Below are 21,256 nucleotides of genomic sequence, written 5' to 3'. Positions count from 1 at the left end.
CTACCCGCGACCGACGAAGGGCATCTTGGTGGCCATCACCGTGTGGAAGAGCACATTCGCCTCCAGCGGCAAGTTGGCCATGTAGAGCACCGACTGGCCGACGATGGACACATCCATCACCGGCTCGATCGCGATTTCGCCGTTGGCCTGCGGCACGCCCTTGGCCATGCGCGCGGCGAGTTCCGTCAGCGCATTGCCGACATCGATCTGACCCACTGCGATGTCGTGCTTGCGCCCATCCAGCGACGCCGTCTTGGTGAGCCCCTCGACCGCATGCTTGGTCGACGTGTAGGCGATCGAGTTGGGTCGCGGAGCGGTCGCGGAAATCGATCCGTTATTGATGATGCGACCGCCCTGCGGCGTTTGCGCCTTCATCGTGCGAAATGCCTGCTGGATGCAATAGAACATGCCGCTCAGGTTGATGTCGACGACGCCGCGCCACTGCTCGGGCGTCCAATCCTCGAACGGCCCGGGCGGGTTGCCCACGCCGGCGTTGTTGAAGAGCAGGTCCACGCGACCGAAGCGCTCGACCGCCGCAGCGAACAGCGCCTGCACGGACTCCGGATTGGCGACATCGGTCGGCACCGCGAAGGCGCGCGCGCCAGCGCCCGATTCCTCTGCCACCTGCTCCAACGGCTCCAGGCGGCGGCCCGCCAGCACAACGCTCCAGCCATCGCCGAGCAACGCCAGCGCGGCAGAACGGCCAATACCGGTGCCCGCGCCCGTGACGATCGCGATGCGACCCTTCTTCTCAACGCTCATTCGTATCTCCTTTGATCAACGGCGCGGCTTGCGCCCCTTCATCTTGTTCGCAGCCTTCTTGACCGCTGTCCTGAAGGCCTGCATCGCCGATTGTGGCGCGCCCGCAGCAGCACGATCGGGCCGCTCGACCGCGGCCTCGGGCTTGTTTCGCGCGCTGCGCTTGGCCGAGGCCTTCGCAGGTACGCCGGTCGGTGCAGCGCCCTTGTCCTTCATGGCCCGCGTGCTCAATTCCTCGCCTTCGCGCACCAGGCGGAAATCGATCTTGCGGCCGTCCAGGTCGACGCGGCTCACCTGCACGCGCACACGTGTTCCGATGGCATAGCGAATGCCGGTGCGCTCGCCGCGCAGTTCCTGGCGCTGCTCGTCGAACTTGAAGTACTCGCCCCCGAGTTCGGTGATGTGAACCAGTCCTTCGACGTACATCGCGTCGAGCGTGACGAAGATACCGAAGGTGGTGGCCGCTGTGACCACACCGCCGTACTCCTCGCCGAGATGCTCGCGCATGTACTTGCACTTGAGCCATGCCTCGACGTCGCGGCTGGCCTCGTCGGCGCGCCGCTCGTTGGCGCTGCAATGCAGGCCGGCGGCTTCCCATGCCAGCACTTCCTTGCTCGGCGCAACGGTGGCCTTTTGCGGCTTGGACGTGGGCGACTTGACGCGCGAAGCGAGCCGCTTCGCCAGCTTGGCATGCGCCTCGCCGGGTGTCGGCAGCATCGGCAGCTGGTACTTGGTCCTGCCCAGGATGGCCTTGATCACGCGATGCACGAGCAGGTCGGGATAGCGCCTGATCGGGCTCGTGAAATGGGTGTAGGCCTCGTACGCAAGTCCGAAGTGGCCGCTGTTGATGGGCGTGTAGATCGCCTGCTGCATCGAGCGCAGCAGCATGGTGTGGATCTGCTGCGCATCCGGACGCTCCTTGGTCGCGTCGGCAATGGCCTGGAACTCCCCAGGCTTGGGGTCGTCCGTGATCGAGAGGCCCACGCCCATGGCCTTGAGATAGCCGCGCAGGATCTCCTTCTTCTCGGGCGTCGGGCCTTCGTGCACGCGGTACAGGCCCGGATGCTTGCCCTCTGCGATGAAATCGGCGCTGCAGACATTGGCTGCCAACATCGCTTCCTCGATCAGGCGGTGCGCTTCATTGCGGGTGCGCGGCACGATCTTCTCGATGCGCCCGGCATCGTCGCAGATGATCTGCGTCTCGGTGGTCTCGAAGTCGACCGCACCGCGCTTCGACCGCTGCTTGAGCAGCGCACGATAGACATCGGCCAGGTTCAACAGGTCCTTCACGCGCTCCTTGCGCTTCAGCGCCTCAGGCCCGCGCGTGTTGCCGAGGATGGCGGCCACCTCGGTGTACGTGAAGCGCGCGTGGCTCCGCATCACCGCGGGATAGAACTGGTAGGCGTAGATCTCGCCATCTGCAGCCACCAGCATGTCGCACACCATGCACAGGCGTTCGACCTCGGGATTGAGCGAGCACAAGCCGTTCGACAGCTTTTCCGGCAGCATCGGAATCACGCGACGCGGGAAGTACACGCTGGTCGCGCGGTCGTAGGCATCGATGTCGATCGCGGAGCCGGTCTGCACATAGGCGCTGACGTCGGCAATCGCGACCAGCAGCCGCCAGCCCTTGCCGCGACCGACCTTGGCAGGCTCGCAGTACACGGCATCGTCGAAGTCGCGTGCGTCTTCGCCGTCGATGGTCACCAACGGAATGTCGGTCAGGTCGATGCGGCCCTTCTTGTCGGCAGGGCGCACCTTGTCCGGCAGCGCCTTCGCTTCGGCAAGGCATGCCTCGGAGAACTCGTGCGGCACACCGTACTTGCGCACCGCGATCTCGATCTCCATGCCGGGATCGTCGATCTCGCCGAGCACTTCCGTCACGCGTCCGACCGGCTGGCCGAACAGTGCGGGAGGCTCGGTCAACTGCACGACCACGACCTGGCCCACCTTCGCGGTGCCGGTCGCACCCTTGGGAATCAGGACATCCTGTCCATAGCGCTTGTCCTCGGGCGCCACAAGCCAGACGCCGCCTTCGTGCAGCAGCCGGCCAATGATGGGCTGCTCGGGTCGCTCGACGATCTCGACCACGCGGCCCTCAGGACGACCACGTCGGTCCTGGCGCACCACGCGCGCCTTGACGCGGTCCTTGTGCAGCACCGCGCGCATCTCGTTGGGGGGTAAATAGATGTCGGCTTCACCGTCGTCCCGCTGCACGAAACCGTGTCCGTCGCGATGTCCTTGGACCGTGCCTTCAACTTCATCCAGCAAGCCGCTGGTATGGCCTATGTTTTTGATGATATGATCTCTTTCTTTCCTGAAATTCAAAACATAACTGCTTCGGCAGGTATGTGGGCCCAGATGGCGGAATTGGTAGACGCACTAGTTTCAGGTACTAGCGAGTAACATCGTGGAGGTTCGAGTCCTCTTCTGGGCACCAAGTTTATATACACCCTTCCAGGGTCTTTCGATTCAAGCCACCGGTCTCCGGTGGCTTTTTTCTTGGCCGTCTGATTTGTCGACGGCATCAGATGGGCAAGGCGATCAGGTCGTGTCCCTCTGCACCCACGATGCGAGCACGCGTGAACTCGCCGACCTTCAGCGTCTTGCTGATCTTTTCGGGCGGCAGCAGACGAACGATGCCGTCGATCTCCGGAGCGTCGGCGTAAGTGCGACCCACGCCTCCCTTGCGCCCCATGCCGGGCGCCGAATCCACCAGCACCTGCATCGTCGCGCCGATGCGCTTGCGCAGCTTCGCGATCGACACGGCCTCCGCGACTTCCATGAAGCGCGCGCGCCGGGCCTCCCGCTCGGCCTCGGGCAGCATGCCAGGAATGTCGTTCGCGGCCGCGCCCTGGACCGGGCTGTAGGCAAAACAGCCTGCACGATCGATTTCCGCCTCGCGGATGAAGTCAAGCAGGTGCTCGAACTCTTCCTCCGTCTCACCGGGAAAGCCGGCGATGAAGGTGCTTCGGATCACGAGTTCCGGGCACACCTCGCGCCAGCGCGCGATGCGCTCCAGGTTCTTCTGGCCGCTCGCAGGCCTCTTCATGCGCCGGAGCACATCGGGGTGGCTGTGCTGCAGCGGCACGTCGAGATAAGGCAGCACCTGGCCGCTGGCCATCAGCGGGATGACTTCGTCGACGCTCGGATAGGGATACACGTAGTGCAACCGCACCCAGGCGCCGTAGGGTTCGGCGATCTCGCCCAGCGTACGCACGAGTTCGAGCATCCGCGTCTTGACCGGCTTGCCGTCCCAGAAGCCTGTGCGGTACTTCACGTCCACCCCGTAGGCGGAAGTATCCTGGCTGATCACCAGCAGTTCCTTCACGCCGCCTTCGAACAGCGCCTTGGCTTCCGACAGCACATCGCCGACCGGACGCGACACGAGGTCACCGCGCATCGACGGGATGATGCAGAAGGTGCAACGGTGATTGCAGCCCTCGCTGATCTTCAAATAGGCGTAGTGGCGCGGCGTGAGCTTCAGGCCGGCAATGCCGAAGGCCTGCGGCACCAGGTCGATGAAGGGATCGTGCGGTTTCGGCAGATTCGCATGGACCGCGTCCATCACTTCCTGCGTCGCATGCGGCCCGGTGACGGCGAGCACGCTGGGGTGCATCTGGCGGACCAGATTACCCCCCTCCTCGCCCGTCTTGGCGCCGAGGCAGCCGGTCACGATCACGCGGCCATTGCCCGCGAGGGCTTCGCCGATCGTATCGAGGCTTTCCTTGACGGCATCGTCAATGAAGCCGCAGGTGTTCACGATCACGAGGTCGGCACCCTCGAAAGTCTTGGAGGTTTCGTAGCCCTCGGCACTCAGTTGGGTCAGGATCAGTTCGGAATCGGTCAATGCCTTGGGACAGCCCAGGCTCACAAAGCCGACTTTGGGGGCTGCCGGCGCGGCAATTCGTTCGGGGGAGGCAACTTCGCTCATATCCCCCTATTGTCCCAGCTATCGGCCACCGTGCCCGGTTTCAGGGTCGCTTGATGCCAAATGCGCCCAGAACCTGCTCGGTGTTCTTCTGCATCTGCTCCTGCATCTGCAGGAAGACGTTCTTGGACTGCTCGACGTAGTTGCCCATCAATCCTTGCAGCATCGGGGACTGCATCGTCATGAACTTCGACCACATTTCGGGGGTGATGCCTTCGGATTTTTCGGCAAGTTGCGCCTGCACCTCGGCCATCGCCTGGATGTTCTTCTCCAGATAGGGGCCCATGTAGCTCTGCATCGTCTGGCCGTAGAACCGGATGATGCTGGCCAGGACCTGTTCGGTGAACATCGGCGCCCCGCCGGCCTCTTCCTCGAGAATGACCTGCAGCAGGATGCTGCGGGTCAGGTCGTCGCCGGTCTTGGCATCGCGGACCACGAACGACGCCTTGTTCATGACGAGCTGCTTCACCTCGGCAAGGGTGATGTAGCTGGAGGTTTCCGTGTCGTAGAGCCTTCGGTTCGGATACTTCTTGATCACCCGCTGGACCGGCTTGGCACCGGACTTCTTGCTCTGCACTAGGGACTCCTTGAGATTTCGCACCATGGACGCGCGAGCAATTCTAGGGAGCGGTTTTGTTACACCGCGCCAAGGTTTACCCTGACCGGCGAAGCGCGTCAGTCCAGCGAGGTTGCGTACTCGGCGCCACAGACCTTGCAAGAGCCCGATTCGGGGCGCTCGCCGGTCGCTTCGCGGTATTGCAATGGGCTCTTGGTGCCGTTGAATACCCAGCAGCGGGGGCAATGCTCCTGACCCGCCAGCGGCAGGTAGGCTCGGGCCCGCTGCTCGGCGCGCTCGCGCGTGACGGGAACGCCTTGGCGCTCCGTGCGCGCGACGTCTTCCGCCGCCATCGTGCCCGCCCGGCCATTCGCGCGATCGTTCAGCCCGTAGACCACGCGCGCAAATTCGAGGGGCGCCTGTCGAACCAGCGCTGCGATGCGAAGCTCTTCCAGCGAAGGATCAATCTCGACTGCCGGAGTATTCATCGGTTCCCTGAGTCAGATGCTTGAACGTGACGAATTGTCAAGTTACCACAACTGAAGGTCGAACCGCCAGCGGCCGAAGGCCATAGCACCGAGGAGGGAGCTATGCCGAATTACTGGGGTTTGGAAGGTTTTTGATCCGCTGCGCGTCCGGTGGTTAAGCGGACGCTGGATCAAAGAAAATTGGTAGGCGCGATTGGACTCGAACCAACGACCCCCACCATGTCAAGGTGGTGCTCTAACCAGCTGAGCTACGCGCCTAAGGATGTGTCCGAGAAGCCGCAATTGTAGCAGGATGCGGGACCACTTTTCAGCGGCGTCGCGCAGAACGCACACCGGTCACTGCCGCGACGACCGCGAGTACCTGTTTGAGACGCGTCGCATCGGCGATCTCGATGGTGAATGTCATCCACGCGGTGCCCTTCACCGACTGCGTCTGCACGCCGATCACATTCATCTTCTCGCGTGCGAACACGTCGGAGATATCGCGCAGCAGACCTTGCCTGTCGGCCGCCTCGACAGCGACATCGACCGCATAGACAGAGCCCGCGTCGCCCTTCTGCGCGCCCCACTCCACATCGATGACACGCTCGGCATTGCGGCTCGCCATCGTGCGGAAATTGCTGCAGTCCGAACGATGGATGCTCACGCCGTGGCCCTTGGTCACGAAGCCGCGGATGGCATCGGGCGGCGCAGGCCTGCAGCACTTGGCGAGTTGCGTCATGAGCGACGAAACGCCGACGACCAGCACGCCACCGCGGCCCGACTGCTCGCTGCCGCGTGCCTTCTTGATGATGACGCCGTCGTCCGGTCCCGGTGCGGGTTCGGGCGGACGCAGCAGCATCTCGATGTTGCGAAGCGAAAACTCGTCCTTGCCCACCACTTCGAACAAGTTGTCCGCCGACTTGAAGCCCAGCTGCGAAGCGAGGTCCTCGAGCTTCAACGCTGTCTTGCCTTCACGCTGAAGCAGCTTTTCGACCGCCTCGCGCCCGCGCGCCACGGTCTCGTGCGTGATCTGTGCGTTGAACCAGGCCCGCACCTTGGCACGCGCCCGATGGCTTGCAAGGTAGCCCAGTTCGGCATTGAGCCAGTCACGCGAAGGACCGCCTTCCTTCGCAGCGATGATCTCGACGGTCTGGCCGTTCTGCAGCGGCGTGTTGAGGGGCACCATCGCGCCGTCGACGCGAGCCCCGCGACAGCGGTGGCCCAGACTCGTGTGCACCGTGTAGGCAAAGTCCACCGCCGTCGCGCCCTGCGGCAACTCGACGATCGCGGCATCGGGCGTCAGCACATAGATGCGGTCGTCGAAAAGGCCCTGCCCCTGCTGGCCGCCAGATAGATCGCGCTCCCACGCGAGGAGTTGCCGAAGCACGGCGATCTTGGCGTCGTACTCACCGGTCGCCCAGACACCCGCATAGCCCTTGTGGCCCGCTTCCTTGTACGCCCAGTGCGCAGCCACGCCGTGCTCGGCGTGGTCGTGCATTTCCTCGGTGCGGATCTGGATCTCGATCGGCTTGCCGGCATGCCCGTCGACCACTTCGCGCACCACGGTGTGGAGCGACTGGTAGCCATTGGGTTTCGGCCTGGCGATGTAGTCGTCGAACTCTTCGTCGATCGGCTGGAAATGCGAATGCACCCACGCGAGCGCCGCATAGCAGTCCTTGACGTCGGCGACCACGACGCGCAGCGCCATGATGTCGAAGACCTGCGCGAAGTCGAGCGACTTCCCGCGCATCTTCTTGACGATGCTGTAGATGTTCTTCGGCCGCCCCTGCACCGTGGCCTTGATGCCTTCGGCTGCCAGTTCGCGTTCGAGGCGCGTACGCAACTGCTCGACGTAGCCTTCGCGCTCGATGCGCTTCTCGTCGAGTAGACGGGCGATGAGCTTGTAGGTCTCCGGCTCGAGGAAGCGGAACGAAAGATCCTCGATCTCCCACTTGACCTGCCAGATGCCGAGCCGGTTCGCCAGGGGCGCGAACACCTGAAGCGACTCGCGTGCGACGTTTTCGGGTGGAGGCCGCTTGCTCGCCGCCGCATGCCGCAGCGTCTGAAGACGCGAAGCGAGCCGAAGCATCACGACGCGCAAGTCGCGCGAGAACGCGAGCAGCATCTTGCGCACGTTCTCCGTCTGCGTGCCGGCGCCGTCCGCCAGATGCGCATGCGCCGTGGCAGAACGCGCCTGCTTCTGAACATGCACCAGCTTGGTGGTCTCGACCGCGAGCGCGGCGAAGTTGTCGCCAAACACCTTGGCGATCACCTCCTCCGGCCGATTCAGGTGCTGGCACGAATAGACCAGATAGCTGGCCGCCTGCATGGCCTCCGACCCACCCATCGACGCGACGATGGCGGCGACCGCATCGGCATGCGCGAGCGTGTTCTCGCCCGTGTCCAGCGTTTCGTCGGCGATCAGCGGCTCGGCGAAAGCGCGCGCACGCGCCAACATGTTCTCCATGACCGGCGTGCGCTCGGCCGTCGCTGCCGACAACGGATAGTCGACCACGAGCTGTTCCGACGAGGAAGGCACGTGCAGGTTGGTCTGTTCGCGCTTCACTGTGTCGAATGCCGGATGAATGACCGCCGCCCTGTCGCCTGCTTGCAAGCCTCGCGCGGGGCGTTTGAAAGGGCAAGCTCGGTCATGGAAAAAGCGGGGTCGCGATGAAGATAATTCTCTCGTTGCATCCTAATTCATTCGGAGACTGTCATCATGCTCAAAGGCAAAACCGCGCTTGTCACGGGGTCCACCAGTGGTATCGGACTGGGTATCGCAAAAGCGCTCGCACAACATGGCGCGAACATCGTTCTCAACGGCTTCGGCGACGTGGAGGGAGCGAAGGCTGAAATTGCCGCGCTCGACGTCCAGGTCGACTATCACGGCGCCGACATGAGCAAACCTGCGCAGATCGAGGACATGATGAAGTTTGCGGCCACTCGCTTCGGGCGTGTCGATGTGCTCGTGAACAACGCAGGCATCCAGCACGTCGCGAACGTGGAGGACTTCCCGGTCGAGCGCTGGGACGCCGTGATTGCCATCAATCTCAGCAGCGCCTTCCACACGACCCGCCTCGCGATCCCCGCGATGCGCGAGGCCAATTGGGGACGCGTCATCAACATCGCATCGGCACACGGCCTGGTCGCGTCGTCGCAGAAGTCCGCGTACGTCGCGGCCAAGCACGGCATCGTCGGGTTCACCAAGTCGGTTGCGCTCGAAACAGCGACCACGGGCATCACCAGCAACGCGATCTGCCCCGGCTGGGTGCTGACACCCCTGGTGCAGAAGCAGATCAACGACCGTTCAGAGCGCGAAGGCATTTCGCTCGCGCAGGCTCAGAAGGACCTGCTGGGCGAGAAACAGCCCTCGCTTCAATTCACGACGGTGGAACAGCTGGGCGGCCTCGCGGTATTCCTGTGCTCGCCCGCCGCGGAGCAGGTCCGCGGCGTCGCGTGGCAGGTCGACGGCGGCTGGACCGCCCAGTAGCGCTCGCCTACTTGCCTACTTGAGTTGCACCGAGCCGGACACGTTGACCATCACGGTCGTCTTGCCGGCCTCGATCGGCACCGGGGCATCGGAAGTGGCCGCCTTTGCCTCCATCGCCATCATCCGGGGCTGGAAGGGCGCGCCCAGGTTGGCATTGACCGACACCTCGCGCAGCGTATAGCCGCTGAAGCCAAAGCGCTTGGCGAGTTCGTCCGCGCGCTGCTTGAAGTTGTCGATCGCCACGCCCTGCGCCTCGGTCTCCGCCTTGGCCTGCTGTTCACGGCTCAGGCTGAACCCGATGTTCCTGATCGTCATGGTGGAGATGCGGCCGGCCGTCTGCGCGATGCGCGGGAAGTCCCGGCCTTCGAGCACGAGTTCAGCCGTGCCCTGCCATCCGGTCAGCGTGCCATCGCGGTTGCGGCGCGGGGACAGGTGGAAGTTGCCGGTGCGCACGTCCATCTGGCCCGGCTGGGCGTTCTTGCGCGCCTCGGTCAACGCGGCATCGAGCGCCGTCTTGAGCTGCGTCTGCACCGTCGCCGCATCGGCGGCATCGCGCGAGGTGGCGAGCGTCATGCTCAGCTGGTCCTGCAGGACCTCGACCGTCGAATTGGCCGACAGCTGAAGTACGTTCTGCGGCTGAGGCAGGGCCACGGTCTGGGCCGATACGGCGCCCGCGGTCATCAATACGGCGCAGGCCGCAATCCATCTGGCGTTGTTCAAGGCAGCAAATCCTCAAGTGGAAAAGAAAGAGAAAAGTGGCGTCCGCGTGGCACGCCGCTCAGAGGCGCTGGCGGCGCGGCGCGGCCAGCGCGCCGGCGTTCGTCACCGCGCGGGAGGCATTGCGCGCTCGGCCGCCTGTGGTTCCGCGGACGACTGAAGGACATCATGCCGGGGCGACCACTGCTGGCGCACCTGCTGCCGTAATTCGGCCAGCTCGGCGGGCGTCAGTCGACGGCCGGCGGCGGCTTCTTCACGGCGAACCTCGTCCCGCGTGGCAGCGCGGTGGGCTTCGACCGCACCGCGCAATTCGGTGCGCCTCTGGTCGCCCACCATCACGAAACCGGGCGACCCGGCCAAGGCCGGCAGGCAGCTGCCGGCGAGCAGCAAGGAGAGTGTCAGTGCGTTGATTTTCATAGGTTGCGTGAGACAGCAAGGTCACTGTGCCATCGCTTGGCAAGGCACAAGCGTCCGGACGGCTAGCGCCCGCAAGTTTTGTAACTTTGTGTCAATCCGACGTGTAAAGCACCTCAATGGGGCTTCAACACCCTCAGAATTGGCGCTGTTACAAATTCAGCGTTGTAGAAATGAATCAAACTCCCGCTCGCACAGACAAGATCGTGATCGTCGACGACGACGCCCGCATCCGCGACCTGCTGCGCCGCTACCTGACCCAGGAAGGCTTCGAGGTCATCGTGGCGGAAGACGGCAAGGCCCTGAACCGCATCCTGCTTCGCGACACGGTCGACCTGATCGTGCTCGACCTGATGATGCCCGGTGAGGACGGCTTGTCCGTCTGCCGACGCCTGCGCGCCGCCAACGACCGCACCCCCATCATCATGCTCACCGCCAAGGGCGAGGACGTGGACCGCATCGTCGGCCTGGAAGTCGGCGCCGATGACTACCTGGGCAAACCATTCAACCCGCGCGAACTCCTGGCCCGCGTGCACGCAGTGCTTCGTCGTCGTCCGCCGCTGGAGGCGCCGGGCGCCCCGTCGACCGACAACGAAACCGTGAACTTCGGCCCGTTCAGCTTCGATCTCGGCTCCCGGACGCTCAAGAAGGATGGCGAAGAACTCTCGCTGACCACCGGCGAGTTTGCGATGCTCAAGGCGCTGGTGCGCCACCCGAGACAGCCTCTGTCGCGCGAAAAGCTGGCCCAACTGGCGCGCGGCCGCGAGTTCGAGCCCTTCGACCGCAGCCTGGACGTGCAGATCTCGCGCCTGCGCAAGCTGGTCGAGTCCGACGCCGCGGCGCCGCGCTACATCCAGACGGTCTGGGGCGTCGGCTACGTGTTCGTGCCGGACGGCACAACCTGAAGCGCTGACCGTGGCCGCATCGATCGGCCCCAAGACGACTCAGCCGAGCCCCCTCGCCGAGGACAGCACCCAGGCCACCTTGCCCAGCCCGCTGGAGGGCATCGGTTCCCGGCGGCGCCGCTCCCGGATTCAGCTGGGCCTGAGTCTCTTCTGGCGGACCTTCTTCCTGCTGGTGCTGCTCCTGGTCGGCTGTACGGTCGCCTGGCTGCAGACCTTTCGCGCGCTCGAATACGAGCCGCGCGCGATCCAGACCGCGCACCAGATCGCCTCCCTGGTGAACCTCACGCGCGCGGCGCTGGTGTATTCGGACGCCATCACCCGCGTCTCGCTGATCAAGACGCTTGCCGACCAGGAGGGCGTGCGCATCCTGCCGCGCGAGCCGGGCGACCGCTTCTTGCCCTACACCAGCGGTGCGCTGGACCAGCGGGTGACAGAGGAGTTGATCGCCCGCCTCGGTGAAGGCACGACCGTGGCGAGCCGGGTCAACGACGAGCCCGGACTGTGGATCGGCTTCACCATCGAGAGCGACACCTACTGGCTGCTGGTCGACCCCACGCGCTTCAGCCGCCTCGACCGGCGCACCTGGCTGATCTGGCTGGCGACGACCATGGCGCTTTCGTTGGCTGGCGCGGCGCTGATCACCCGGCTCATCAACCGGCCGCTCAAGCAGCTTTCGCAAGCCACGTTGCAGGTGCGCGAGGGTGAATACGAGGCACACCGGCTCGACGAACGCGCCCGAACCAACGAGATCCGGGCGGTGAACGTCGGCTTCAATCGCATGGCCGACCAGCTCGCCAAGATCGAGCAGGACCGGGCGGTCATGCTGGCCGGTATTTCGCACGACCTGCGCACGCCCCTCGCCCGACTGCGGCTCGAAACCGAGATGAGCGTGGCCGACGAAGACGCGCGCGACCACATGGCCGCCGACATTGCCCAGCTCGACGCGATCATCGACAAGTTTCTCGACTACGCGCGGCCCGACCATGTCGATTTCAAGCCGGTGCTGCTGCGCGACGTGATCGATGCCTGCACCTATGCGGTTCAGGATCACGAGGACATCAAGATCACAGTCGACGTGCCGCCCGATCTGCGGGTCATGGCGGACGACGTGGAACTCCAGCGCGTGATCTCCAACCTAGTCGAGAACGCACGCCGCTACGGCAAGACGCCCTCCACCGGCGTTGCCGACATCACCATCCAGGCGCAGGCCCACAACGACGCGGTGCTGATCAAGGTGCGCGACCACGGCGCAGGCGTCGCGCCCGCGATGCTGTCGCAGCTGAGCAAACCCTTCTTCCGCGGCGACGTCGCGCGCACGTCGGCCGCCGGCGCCGGCCTTGGACTGTCCATCGTGACCAAGAACATCGAGCGCATGGGCGGCACCTTCGCCCTCACAAGCACGCCAGGCCGAGGATTGGCCGCACATATCCGCATGCCGCGCGCCGCTTCAGCCAAGTCCGACGCCCCGCAGCCCAAGGAAAAAGACAAGGAAAAATAGGCAGAGGGGGATCCCCTCTCAAACCCGGGAATCCCGCGGAACCGGCTCCGCCGGTCCGCCGGGATTGCCCCCTGCAAGGGGGTGGGCGAAGCGACACGACGTGCGCGCAGCCTGGGGGTTATCTATGGACTATTGCGATGGCCCGCGCTTCCATCGCCCGTCCCTCGCCCACCGGCCCGAGCTTCTCTGCCGTCTTCGCCTTCACGTTGACCTGTTCGACCCCCAGGCCGAGCGTCGCGGCGATTCGCTCGCACATCGCCGGAATATGTGGCGCGAGCTTCGGCGCCTGCGCGATAACCGTGCTGTCGATGTTGCCGATCTGCCATCCCGCCGCGCGCACGCGGCGCGCGGCCTCGGCGAGCAGCACGGACGAGTCCGCGCCACGGAACTGCGGATCGGTGTCGGGGAAATGCCGGCCGATGTCACCGAGGCCCGCCGCGCCGAGCAAGGCATCGGTAATGGCATGCAAGAGGACGTCGGCATCCGAATGGCCGAGCAGTCCCGTGGTGTGGGGCACTTCGACGCCGCCCAGGATGAGCTTTCGGCCCCCCACCAGTTGGTGGACGTCCCAACCCTCGCCGACACGCAAATTGAAAGCAGTCATGGTTCGGTACGCCGGCTGCGCAGGAGCGCCTCCGCCAAGGCGAAATCCTCTGGATAAGTGAGCTTGAAATTCTGCGCGCTGCCCGGCACCAGCAGGGGCGCGAGGCCGATCGCCTCGATCGCGCTGGCCTCGTCGGTCACCGCATCGCCCGCGCGCTCCAGGGCGTCGAGCAGCATGCCGATGCGGAACATCTGCGGCGTCTGGGCCAGCCACTTGTCGGCGCGGGTCGTTGTCCGGACGACGCGGCCCTCGGGCGATGCAACCTTGAGCGTGTCTGCCAGCCGATGGGCCAGCAGGCCGCCGACGGCATCGTGCTCGCAGGCGGCGATCAGGGCCTCGATCTGCGTCGGCGTGACCAGACAGCGCGCCGCATCGTGAACCAGCACCCAGTCGTGCGGGCCGGCGCCGGCATTGCGCAAGGCACGCAGGCCGTTGCGCACCGTCGCGGCCCGGGTCGGGCCGCCCACGCGCAGCAGGTGCTCGCCCGCGCCCGGAAAGCGCGGCAGCAAGATCCCTACATCCGCGTCATCCGGCGAGACCACGAGCGCAATCCCCTCGAAGCGGCCGACGAGCGAGCGGAAGGCTTCCAGCGTGTGCTCGACCATGGGCCGGCCGCCAATCCGCTGGTATTGCTTGGGCCCGACGCTTCCGGCGCGACTGCCCGAACCTGCACAGGGGATCAACACGAAAAGACGGGAAGCGGACATGGGTGCAACGGCGGCCAGCGACAAAGGGGCAGCCATTCTAGAATCGCCCTTCACACCCCTCGCCGGCCGGCGCGGGGTGTTCTGCATTTCCCAGGCACTCCATGGACCTCCCCCATCTCACGGCGGGCAAGCGCTTCACGCTGCCGCGTCCTCCCCTGTCCGCCGATGCGCTGCTGCTGGCGCAACTGGCCGAACGCGAGAAAGCGGCCGGCCGTGCAACGGCCGTGTTCACCGCCGATGCGAACGATGCCCAGCGGTTGATCGACGAGGTCGCCTTCTTCGCGCCCGAACTGCGCTGCGCGCTGTTCCCGGACTGGGAGACGCTGCCCTACGACAGCTTCTCGCCGCACCAGGACCTGATCAGCGAACGCCTCGCCACCCTCTGGCGCATCAGCCAGAAGGAGGCCGACGTGGTGCTCGTGCCCGCAACCACCGCGCTCTACCGGCTGGCGCCGCCGGGCTTCCTGGCCGGCTACACCTTCCAGTTCAAGAGCGGGCAGAAGCTGCAGGAGTCGAAGCTCAAGGCCCAGCTCACGCTTGCGGGCTACAGCCACGTGACGCAGGTTGTCAGCCCAGGCGAGTACGCGGTGCGCGGCAGCCTGATCGACCTGTTTCCGATGGGTTCGCCCGTGCCCTTCCGTGTCGACCTGTTCGACGACGAGATCGACTCGATCCGCACCTTCGACCCCGACACGCAGCGCAGCCTCTACCCGGTGCCCGAAGTGCGCCTGTTGCCGGGGCGCGAATTTCCGATGGACGACGACGCCCGCGCGCGTTTCCGCAGCCGTTGGCGCGAACTGCTCGAAGGCGACCCGACGCGCAGCCGCATCTACAAGGACATGGGCAACGGCGTCGCCACCGCGGGCATCGAGTACTACCTGCCGCTCTTCTTCGAGGAAACGGCAACCGTGTTCGACTACCTGGGCACCGACACCACCGTGGTGCTGCATGGCGAACTCGAACCCGCCTTCCAGCATTTCTGGCAGGACGCCGCCGAACGCTACCGGCTCGTGCGCGGCGACCCCGAGCGGCCGGCGCTGCCACCCGAGACGCTGTTCCTCAATGCCGAGCAGTTCTATCAGCGTGCCAAGCCCCACGCTCAACTCGCAATCCGGGGTGACGCGGCCGCCGATGCACCGCCCTACGCGGAATTCGACACCCTGCCCCCCTTCGCCGTCGTTCGCGGCGCCGACGATCCGCTGGTCAAGCTCAAGGAGCACATCCGCACCACGCCGCACCGCGTGCTGGTGATTGCCGAAAGCGATGGCCGGCGCGAGAGCCTGCTCGACTTCCTGCGCGCCAGCGGCGTGGGTCCGCCCGCCTTCGACTCGCTCGCCGAATTCGAGGCTTCGCCGGACGAGAAGATCGGCATCGCGACCGCTGCACTGGTCGCCGGCTTTGCCTGGCGCGAACAGGGTATCGATTTCGTCACCGAGACCGAACTCTTCGCCACCGCGCCGGCCACCCGCCGGCGCAACAAGAAGCAGGAACAGGTCAGCGACGTCGAAGCGCTGATCAAGGACCTGAGTGAACTCGCCATCGGTGACCCGATCGTGCATTCCGCGCACGGCATCGGGCGCTATCGCGGGCTGGTCAACATGGACCTCGGCCAGGGCGTGGGCGCGGACGGCAAGCCGCTGATGCAGGAAATGCTGCACCTGGAATACGCCGACAAGGCCACGTTGTACGTGCCGGTGTCGCAGTTGCACCTGATCAGCCGCTACACCGGCGTGAGCGCCGACGAGGCGCCGCTGCACAAGCTCGGCTCCGGCCAGTGGGAAAAGGCCAAGCGCAAGGCTGCCGAGCAGGTGCGCGACTCCGCCGCCGAGCTCCTCAACATCTACGCCCGCCGCGCGGCGCGCGAAGGCCACGCCTTCCGCTTCTCGGCTGCGGACTATGAAGTGTTCGCCAACGACTTTGGCTTCGACGAGACGGCCGACCAGAAGGCCGCGATCCACGCCGTCATCCAGGACATGATCTCGCCGCAGCCGATGGACCGCCTGGTCTGCGGCGACGTCGGCTTCGGCAAGACCGAGGTGGCCCTGCGCGCCGCCTTCATCGCGGTGACGGGCGGCAAGCAGGTCGCCTTTCTCGCACCGACCACGCTGCTGGCCGAACAGCACTACCAGACCCTGGTCGATCGCTTCGCGAAGTGGCCGGTCAAGGTGGCCGAGATGAGCCGCTTCCGCTCCACCAAGGAAATCACCACCGCGGCCAAGGGGCTGGCCGACGGCACCGTGGACATCGTGGTGGGCACGCACAAGCTGCTCTCGCAGTCGGTCAAGTTCAAGAACCTGGGCCTTCTCATCATCGACGAGGAGCACCGCTTCGGCGTGCGCCACAAGGAGGCGATGAAGGCGATGCGCGCCGAGGTCGACGTGCTCACGCTCACCGCCACGCCGATTCCGCGCACGCTGGGCATGGCGCTCGAAGGCCTGCGCGATCTCAGCGTGATCGCCACCGCGCCGCAGCGACGGCTCGCCATCAAGACCTTCGTGCGCAACGAGGGCACGGGCGTGATCCGCGAGGCAGTGCTGCGCGAACTGAAGCGTGGCGGCCAGGTCTATTTCCTGCACAACGAAGTCGAGACCATCGAGAACCGGCGCCAGAAGCTGGAGGAGATCCTGCCCGAAGCACGCATTGCGGTGGCGCACGGCCAGATGCCCGAGCGCGAGCTGGAGCGCGTGATGCGCGATTTCGTGGCCCAGCGCTACAACATGCTGTTGTGCTCGACCATCATCGAGACCGGCATCGACGTGCCGACCGCCAACACCATCGTGATGAGCCGCGCCGACAAGTTCGGCCTCGCGCAGCTGCACCAGCTGCGCGGGCGCGTCGGCCGCAGCCACCACCAGGCCTACGCCTACCTGATGGTGCCCGACATCGACGGCCTGACCAAGCAGGCCGCGCAACGGCTCGACGCCATCCAGCAGATGGAAGAACTCGGCTCCGGCTTCTACCTCGCGATGCACGACCTGGAGATCCGCGGCGCCGGCGAGGTGCTGGGCGAGAACCAGAGCGGCAACATGATGGAGATCGGCTTCCAGCTCTACAACGAGATGCTGGCCGAAGCCGTGCGCTCGCTGAAGGCCGGCCAGGAGCCAGACTTGCTCGCGCCGCTTAGCGTGACGACCGAAATCAATCTCCACGCCCCTGCCCTGCTGCCCGACGACTACTGCGGCGACGTGCACCTGCGCCTGTCGTTCTACAAGAAGCTCGCGACGGCCAAGACACCCGATCAGATCGACACGCTGCTCGAGGAAATCGTCGACCGCTTCGGCAAGCTGCCGCCGCAGGCACAGACCCTGATCGACGTGCACCGGCTGCGCGTGCTCGCACGACCCTACGGCGTGGTCAAGGTGGACGCGGCGCCGGGTGTCATCCACATCACGTTCAAGAAAGACCCGCCGATCGATTCGATGAACATCATCCACCTGATCCAGAAGAACAAGCACATCAAGCTCGCGGGCAACGAAAAGCTGCGCATCGAACGCGAGCTGAAAGAGCCCAAGGACCGTGCCCAGATGGTGCGCGACATTCTTCGCAGCCTGGGCCAACCCAAAGTACAGGAAGCCACACCGGTATGACCGCCAAGGAAATCTCTCCCGGCCTGATCGTCCAGCGGTTCACGCCGCCACTCGCGCTCGCCGATTTCAAGCTGATCGCGTTCGACATGGATTCGACGCTGATCAACATCGAATGCATCGATGAAATCGCCGATGCGGTCGGCAAGAAGGCCGAGGTGGCCGCCATCACCGAAGCCACGATGCGCGGCGAGATCAAGGACTTCAAGGAAAGCCTGCGGCGCCGCGTCGCGCTGCTGAAGGGCGTGCCGGTCGCGGCGCTGCAACAGGTCTACGACGAGCGCCTGCACCTCAATCCGGGCGCCGAGCAGCTGGTTGCGGCCTGCAAGACCGCCGGGCTGAAGGTGCTGCTGGTCTCCGGCGGATTCACCTTCTTCGCCAACCGGGTCAAAGACCGGCTCGGCATCGACTTCGCACGCTCCAACCTGCTGGATGAAGCCGACGGACAACTCACCGGCAATGTCGTGCAGCAGTCATGGGGCGACATCTGCGACGGCGCGGAAAAGCGCCGCACGCTGCTGGAAGTGGCTTCGCTGCTCGGCATCTCGCCGGGCGAAACCATCGCCGTCGGCGACGGCGCGAACGATCTGCCGATGATGGGCGAGGCGGGTCTTTCCGTGGCCTATCACGCCAAGCCGAAGGTGCGCGAGCAGGCCATGGTCGCGATCAACCAGGGCGGGCTCGATCGCCTGCTCGACATCGTGAGGTGAAATCATGAGCGACGCCGACAAGGGCCAGGGCCTGCCGGTCACATCGGACACGGTGCATGGCGACCGGCGCTTCGGCGTCGAGCACGGCAGCATCCACAAGCCGATCCACACCTCGGTGCAGTACGGCTACGAGCGGGTGGAGGACCTGATCGGCGTGTTCCAGGGCACGCTCAAGAACAGCTTCAGCTACGCGCGCCAGGGCACGCCGACGACCGCGGCGCTCGAAGCCAAGATCAGCCAGCTCGAACAGGGCATCGGCACCGTCTGCTTTTCCACCGGCATGGCGGCGCTCAGCGCGATCTTCCTGACGTTGCTGCGCTCCGGCGACCACGTCGTGTCGAGCCAGTTCGTCTTCGGCAACACCAACAGCCTGTTCGGCACGCTCAACGATCTCGGGGTCGCGGTCAGCAAGGTCGATGCGGGGTCGGTGGAAACGGTTCGGGATGCCCTGCTCCCGACCACGCGAATGGTCTTCGTGGAGACGATCGCCAACCCCGGCACGCAGGTTCCCGACCTCGAAGCCATCGGTGCGCTGTGCCGAGAGCGCGGGCTGCTTTACGTCGTGGACAACACCATCACCTCCCCCGCGCTCTTTCGTCCGAAGACGGTCGGCGCGGGCCTGGTCGTCAATTCGCTCACCAAGACCATTGCAGGACACGGCGCAGCACTCGGCGGTGCCGTGACCGACACGGGCCTGTTCGATTGGGCAAGCTACCCGAACATCTCGCCAAGCTATCGCAGCCTCGATATGCGCCAGCAAGGCCTGCAGCAATTGCGGAAGAAGGGCCTGCGCGACATGGGCGCGACCCTGTCGCCGGAGCAGGCCCACCGCATCAGCCTAGGCGCCGAGACCCTCGGGTTGCGCGTGGCGCAGACCAGTGCCACGGCCTTGTCCCTGGCGCGCTTTCTGCAGGGCCATCCGGCGGTATCCGCGGTTCACTATCCGATGCTCGAAAGCCACCCGCAGCACGCGCTGGCCGAGCAGCACTTCAAGGCGGGCTCGTGGCTGCTGGCCTTCGAACTGCGTGACAGCGCCAATGTCCTCGCCATGCTCAATCGGCTGCGACTTCCGATCAAGGCCACCGGCCTCGGGGACAACCGCACGCTGGTCATCCCGGTGGCGCCCACGATCTACTGGGAAGCGGGGCCGGCGGTGCGCGCCCAGATGGGCATCGCCGACGGGCTGGTGCGGGTTTCAGTCGGACTGGAATCGGCGGACGAGCTGATCGAGGACTTCCGCCGGGCACTGAGTTAGCGGCTGGTCAAGGCGGGGGCAACCCCTATCGCGCGGAACGATCGCGCCGGGACAATTCGGCACACCATCGAGTCCCGGAGGTCCCATGTACCCAGGCAAGTACGCGCAGCAATACGCCAACCGCCCTGCTTTCATCATGGCCGGCAGCGGCGAGGCCGTGACATATGCGGTCCTGGAGGCGCGCAGCAATCGCCTGGCGCACCTGTTGCGCGCGCAAGGCCTGAAGCGGCTGGATCACTACGCCGTGTTCATGGAGAACAACCGCTACTTCCTCGAGTCTTGCGTGGCGGGCGAGCGTTCGGGGCTCTACTACACCTGCGTCAACGCCTACCTTGCGCCGGAGGAAATGGCGTACGTCGTCAACAACAGCGAGTCGACGGTGCTGATCACCTCGGCCGAGAAGCTCCCCGTCGCGCGGCAGGCGCTGGCCGATTGTCCGAAGGTCAAGCTGTGCCTCGTGGCGGGCGGCGGCCCCGGCGTCGCGGGGCAAGTCGGCTCGGCACGAGTGGTGGACTTCGATGAAGCCGTGGGCGGCATGCCCGACACGCCGATCGAGGACGAGTGGCTGGGCACTGCGATGCTTTACTCATCGGGCACCACCGGCCGTCCCAAGGGCGTGCTGCGGCCGCTGCCCGACAACCCGCCGAGCCAGCCGCTGGCACTCTTCAATTTCCTGAACAAGCTGTGGCAGTGCGAGGAAGGGATGATCTATCTCTCGCCTGCCCCCCTGTACCACTCGGCGCCCCTGGCCAACGTGTCGCTGGCGATCCGCAATGGCGGCACCGTGATCATCATGGAGCACTTCGATCCGCAGCAGTACCTGGCGCTGATCCCGAAGTACCGGATCACGCACACCCAGCTCGTGCCGACGATGTTCTCGCGCATGCTCAAGCTGCCGCCCGAAGAACGAGCCGGGGCCGACCTGTCGACACTGAAGATCGCGATTCACGCCGCCGCGCCCTGCCCCGCGCAGGTGAAGGAACAGATGATCGACTGGTGGGGCCCCATCATCCACGAGTACTACGGCGCCACCGAGGGTCTCGGATTCACCGCCTGCGATTCACCTGAATGGCTGGCGCATCGCGGCACGGTGGGCAAGGTGTTGCTCGGCGACATCCACATCTTCGACGAGCAGATGCAGCCGGTGCCCAAGGGCCAGTCGGGCGAGATCTGGTTCAAGACCGCATCGCCCTTCGTCTACTTCAACGACCCGGAACGCACGGCGCTCACGCGCTCGCCGGATGGCACGATGAGCACGGTCGGCGACATGGGCTACCTCGATGACGACGGCTTTCTCTATCTCACCGACCGCTCGACCTTCATGATCATCTCGGGCGGCGTCAACATCTATCCGCAGGAGTGCGAGAACCTGCTGATCACCCATCCCAAAGTGGCTGACGCGGCGGTGTTCGGTGTGCCCAACAGCGACCTGGGCGAGGAAGTGAAGGCCGTCGTGCAGACGCTGCCGGGCGTGGCTCACACGCCCGAACTGGCGGCCGAGTTGATCGAGTTCTGCCGCTTGCACCTTGCACACATGAAGTGCCCGAAGACCGTGGACTTCACCGACCAGCTGCCACGTCTTCCCACCGGCAAGCTCTACAAGCGCACCCTGCGCGAAGCGTTCTGGGTGGGGCACGCCAGCCGCATCGTCTGACG

At 65.3% G+C, this 21,256-nt stretch carries 17 protein-coding genes and 2 tRNA genes; 8 read left to right on the top strand and 11 right to left on the bottom strand.

The features are described 5' to 3' along the window. Positions 1-762 carry an SDR family oxidoreductase gene (locus tag QTH90_RS01235; protein WP_286662723.1) on the bottom strand — a complete coding sequence of 254 codons (762 nt, stop codon included), beginning with the start codon at positions 760-762 and terminating at the stop codon, positions 1-3. 15 nt (positions 763-777) lie between these two features. Further along, positions 778-3,030, bottom strand: coding sequence for a ribonuclease R (gene rnr, locus QTH90_RS01230; protein ID WP_286662722.1), 2,253 nt, complete (start codon positions 3,028-3,030; stop codon positions 778-780). An 84-nt stretch (positions 3,031-3,114) separates the two neighbouring features. Between rnr and QTH90_RS01225 the strand changes: the two genes are divergently transcribed. Further along, positions 3,115-3,199: transfer RNA gene (locus QTH90_RS01225), tRNA-Leu, on the top strand. A gap of 87 nt (positions 3,200-3,286) precedes the next feature. On the opposite strand, the gene rimO is transcribed toward QTH90_RS01225, so the two are convergent. From rimO to QTH90_RS01200, 5 genes are all read right to left on the bottom strand, one after another. After that, on the bottom strand, positions 3,287-4,693 hold the full coding sequence (gene rimO, locus QTH90_RS01220; protein ID WP_286662721.1) for a 30S ribosomal protein S12 methylthiotransferase RimO: 1,407 nt from the start codon (positions 4,691-4,693) through the stop codon (positions 3,287-3,289). Positions 4,694-4,733: 40 nt separating this feature from the next. Further along, on the bottom strand, positions 4,734-5,294 hold the full coding sequence (gene phaR / locus QTH90_RS01215; RefSeq protein WP_286662720.1) for a polyhydroxyalkanoate synthesis repressor PhaR: 561 nt from the start codon (positions 5,292-5,294) through the stop codon (positions 4,734-4,736). 71 nt (positions 5,295-5,365) lie between these two features. After that, positions 5,366-5,734 (bottom strand): hypothetical protein, encoded by a 369-nt coding sequence (locus QTH90_RS01210; protein ID WP_286662719.1) that lies wholly within the window; start codon positions 5,732-5,734, stop codon positions 5,366-5,368. Between the two features lie 181 nt (positions 5,735-5,915). Continuing rightward, positions 5,916-5,992, bottom strand: a tRNA-Val gene (locus QTH90_RS01205). A 49-nt stretch (positions 5,993-6,041) separates the two neighbouring features. Then, entirely contained in the window at positions 6,042-8,183 is a 2,142-nt protein-coding gene (locus tag QTH90_RS01200) for a RelA/SpoT family protein (RefSeq protein ID WP_286664439.1), read from the bottom strand. Positions 8,184-8,435: 252 nt separating this feature from the next. On the opposite strand from QTH90_RS01200, the gene QTH90_RS01195 reads away from it, so the two are divergent. Then, on the top strand, positions 8,436-9,206 hold the full coding sequence (locus QTH90_RS01195) for a 3-hydroxybutyrate dehydrogenase (protein WP_286662718.1): 771 nt from the start codon (positions 8,436-8,438) through the stop codon (positions 9,204-9,206). Between the two features lie 15 nt (positions 9,207-9,221). On the opposite strand, the gene QTH90_RS01190 is transcribed toward QTH90_RS01195, so the two are convergent. Together QTH90_RS01190 and QTH90_RS01185 are read right to left on the bottom strand one after the other, a co-directional pair. Then, complete coding sequence (locus QTH90_RS01190; protein ID WP_286664438.1) at positions 9,222-9,887, bottom strand: SIMPL domain-containing protein; 666 nt, start codon at positions 9,885-9,887, stop codon at positions 9,222-9,224. 141 nt (positions 9,888-10,028) lie between these two features. Continuing rightward, positions 10,029-10,340, bottom strand: a complete 312-nt coding sequence (locus QTH90_RS01185) for a hypothetical protein (protein WP_286662717.1) — start codon at positions 10,338-10,340, stop codon at positions 10,029-10,031. Between the two features lie 170 nt (positions 10,341-10,510). Here QTH90_RS01185 and ompR point away from each other — a divergent pair, with 170 nt between their 5' ends. Further along, the gene (gene ompR, locus QTH90_RS01180; protein WP_088956805.1) at positions 10,511-11,242 is read left to right on the top strand and encodes an osmolarity response regulator transcription factor OmpR; all 732 of its coding nucleotides are present in this window, start codon (positions 10,511-10,513) and stop codon (positions 11,240-11,242) included. A 79-nt stretch (positions 11,243-11,321) separates the two neighbouring features. Continuing rightward, a complete protein-coding gene (locus tag QTH90_RS01175; protein ID WP_286664437.1) occupies positions 11,322-12,740 on the top strand; it encodes a sensor histidine kinase family protein in 1,419 nt (472 codons plus the stop codon). 118 nt (positions 12,741-12,858) lie between these two features. Here QTH90_RS01175 and ispF read toward each other — a convergent pair whose 3' ends face one another. Both ispF and ispD read right to left on the bottom strand, forming a co-directional pair. After that, positions 12,859-13,344: a 2-C-methyl-D-erythritol 2,4-cyclodiphosphate synthase gene (gene ispF, locus QTH90_RS01170; RefSeq protein WP_286662716.1), complete on the bottom strand. Its 486-nt coding sequence runs from the start codon at positions 13,342-13,344 to the stop codon at positions 12,859-12,861. Further along, the gene (gene ispD / locus QTH90_RS01165) at positions 13,341-14,051 is read right to left on the bottom strand and encodes a 2-C-methyl-D-erythritol 4-phosphate cytidylyltransferase (protein WP_444814702.1); all 711 of its coding nucleotides are present in this window, start codon (positions 14,049-14,051) and stop codon (positions 13,341-13,343) included. The genes ispF and ispD overlap by 4 nt, the downstream gene beginning before the upstream one ends. 101 nt (positions 14,052-14,152) lie before the next feature. Between ispD and mfd the strand changes: the two genes are divergently transcribed. From mfd to QTH90_RS01145, 4 genes are all read left to right on the top strand, one after another. Beyond that, a complete protein-coding gene (mfd, locus tag QTH90_RS01160) occupies positions 14,153-17,638 on the top strand; it encodes a transcription-repair coupling factor (RefSeq protein WP_286662714.1) in 3,486 nt (1,161 codons plus the stop codon). Continuing rightward, on the top strand, positions 17,635-18,345 hold the full coding sequence (gene serB, locus QTH90_RS01155) for a phosphoserine phosphatase SerB (protein ID WP_286662713.1): 711 nt from the start codon (positions 17,635-17,637) through the stop codon (positions 18,343-18,345). The genes mfd and serB overlap by 4 nt, the downstream gene beginning before the upstream one ends. A gap of 4 nt (positions 18,346-18,349) precedes the next feature. After that, on the top strand, positions 18,350-19,600 hold the full coding sequence (locus QTH90_RS01150; RefSeq protein ID WP_286662712.1) for a cystathionine gamma-synthase family protein: 1,251 nt from the start codon (positions 18,350-18,352) through the stop codon (positions 19,598-19,600). Positions 19,601-19,685: 85 nt separating this feature from the next. After that, the gene (locus tag QTH90_RS01145; RefSeq protein WP_286662711.1) at positions 19,686-21,254 is read left to right on the top strand and encodes an AMP-binding protein; all 1,569 of its coding nucleotides are present in this window, start codon (positions 19,686-19,688) and stop codon (positions 21,252-21,254) included. The last annotated feature ends 2 nt before the right edge of the window (positions 21,255-21,256 follow it).

It is taken from the genome of Variovorax flavidus (genome assembly GCF_030317145.1).
Lineage (GTDB): Bacteria > Pseudomonadota > Gammaproteobacteria > Burkholderiales > Burkholderiaceae_C > Variovorax > Variovorax flavidus.
This window is presented reverse-complemented; position numbering and strand designations above follow the sequence as displayed.

Coding starts and splice junctions, on each gene's coding strand:
- ompR (WP_088956805.1), top strand. CDS start 10,511: ATGAATCAAACTCCCGCTCGCACAGACAAGATCGTGATCGTCGACGAC.
- QTH90_RS01145 (WP_286662711.1), top strand. CDS start 19,686: ATGTACCCAGGCAAGTACGCGCAGCAATACGCCAACCGCCCTGCTTTC.
- QTH90_RS01210 (WP_286662719.1), bottom strand. CDS start 5,734: ATGAATACTCCGGCAGTCGAGATTGATCCTTCGCTGGAAGAGCTTCGC.
- ispF (WP_286662716.1), bottom strand. CDS start 13,344: ATGACTGCTTTCAATTTGCGTGTCGGCGAGGGTTGGGACGTCCACCAA.
- mfd (WP_286662714.1), top strand. CDS start 14,153: ATGGACCTCCCCCATCTCACGGCGGGCAAGCGCTTCACGCTGCCGCGT.
- serB (WP_286662713.1), top strand. CDS start 17,635: ATGACCGCCAAGGAAATCTCTCCCGGCCTGATCGTCCAGCGGTTCACG.
- QTH90_RS01150 (WP_286662712.1), top strand. CDS start 18,350: ATGAGCGACGCCGACAAGGGCCAGGGCCTGCCGGTCACATCGGACACG.
- QTH90_RS01235 (WP_286662723.1), bottom strand. CDS start 762: ATGAGCGTTGAGAAGAAGGGTCGCATCGCGATCGTCACGGGCGCGGGC.
- rimO (WP_286662721.1), bottom strand. CDS start 4,693: ATGAGCGAAGTTGCCTCCCCCGAACGAATTGCCGCGCCGGCAGCCCCC.
- QTH90_RS01195 (WP_286662718.1), top strand. CDS start 8,436: ATGCTCAAAGGCAAAACCGCGCTTGTCACGGGGTCCACCAGTGGTATC.
- ispD (WP_444814702.1), bottom strand. CDS start 14,051: ATGTCCGCTTCCCGTCTTTTCGTGTTGATCCCCTGTGCAGGTTCGGGC.
- QTH90_RS01190 (WP_286664438.1), bottom strand. CDS start 9,887: ATGACCGCGGGCGCCGTATCGGCCCAGACCGTGGCCCTGCCTCAGCCG.
- phaR (WP_286662720.1), bottom strand. CDS start 5,294: ATGGTGCGAAATCTCAAGGAGTCCCTAGTGCAGAGCAAGAAGTCCGGT.
- QTH90_RS01200 (WP_286664439.1), bottom strand. CDS start 8,183: ATGGAGAACATGTTGGCGCGTGCGCGCGCTTTCGCCGAGCCGCTGATC.
- QTH90_RS01185 (WP_286662717.1), bottom strand. CDS start 10,340: ATGAAAATCAACGCACTGACACTCTCCTTGCTGCTCGCCGGCAGCTGC.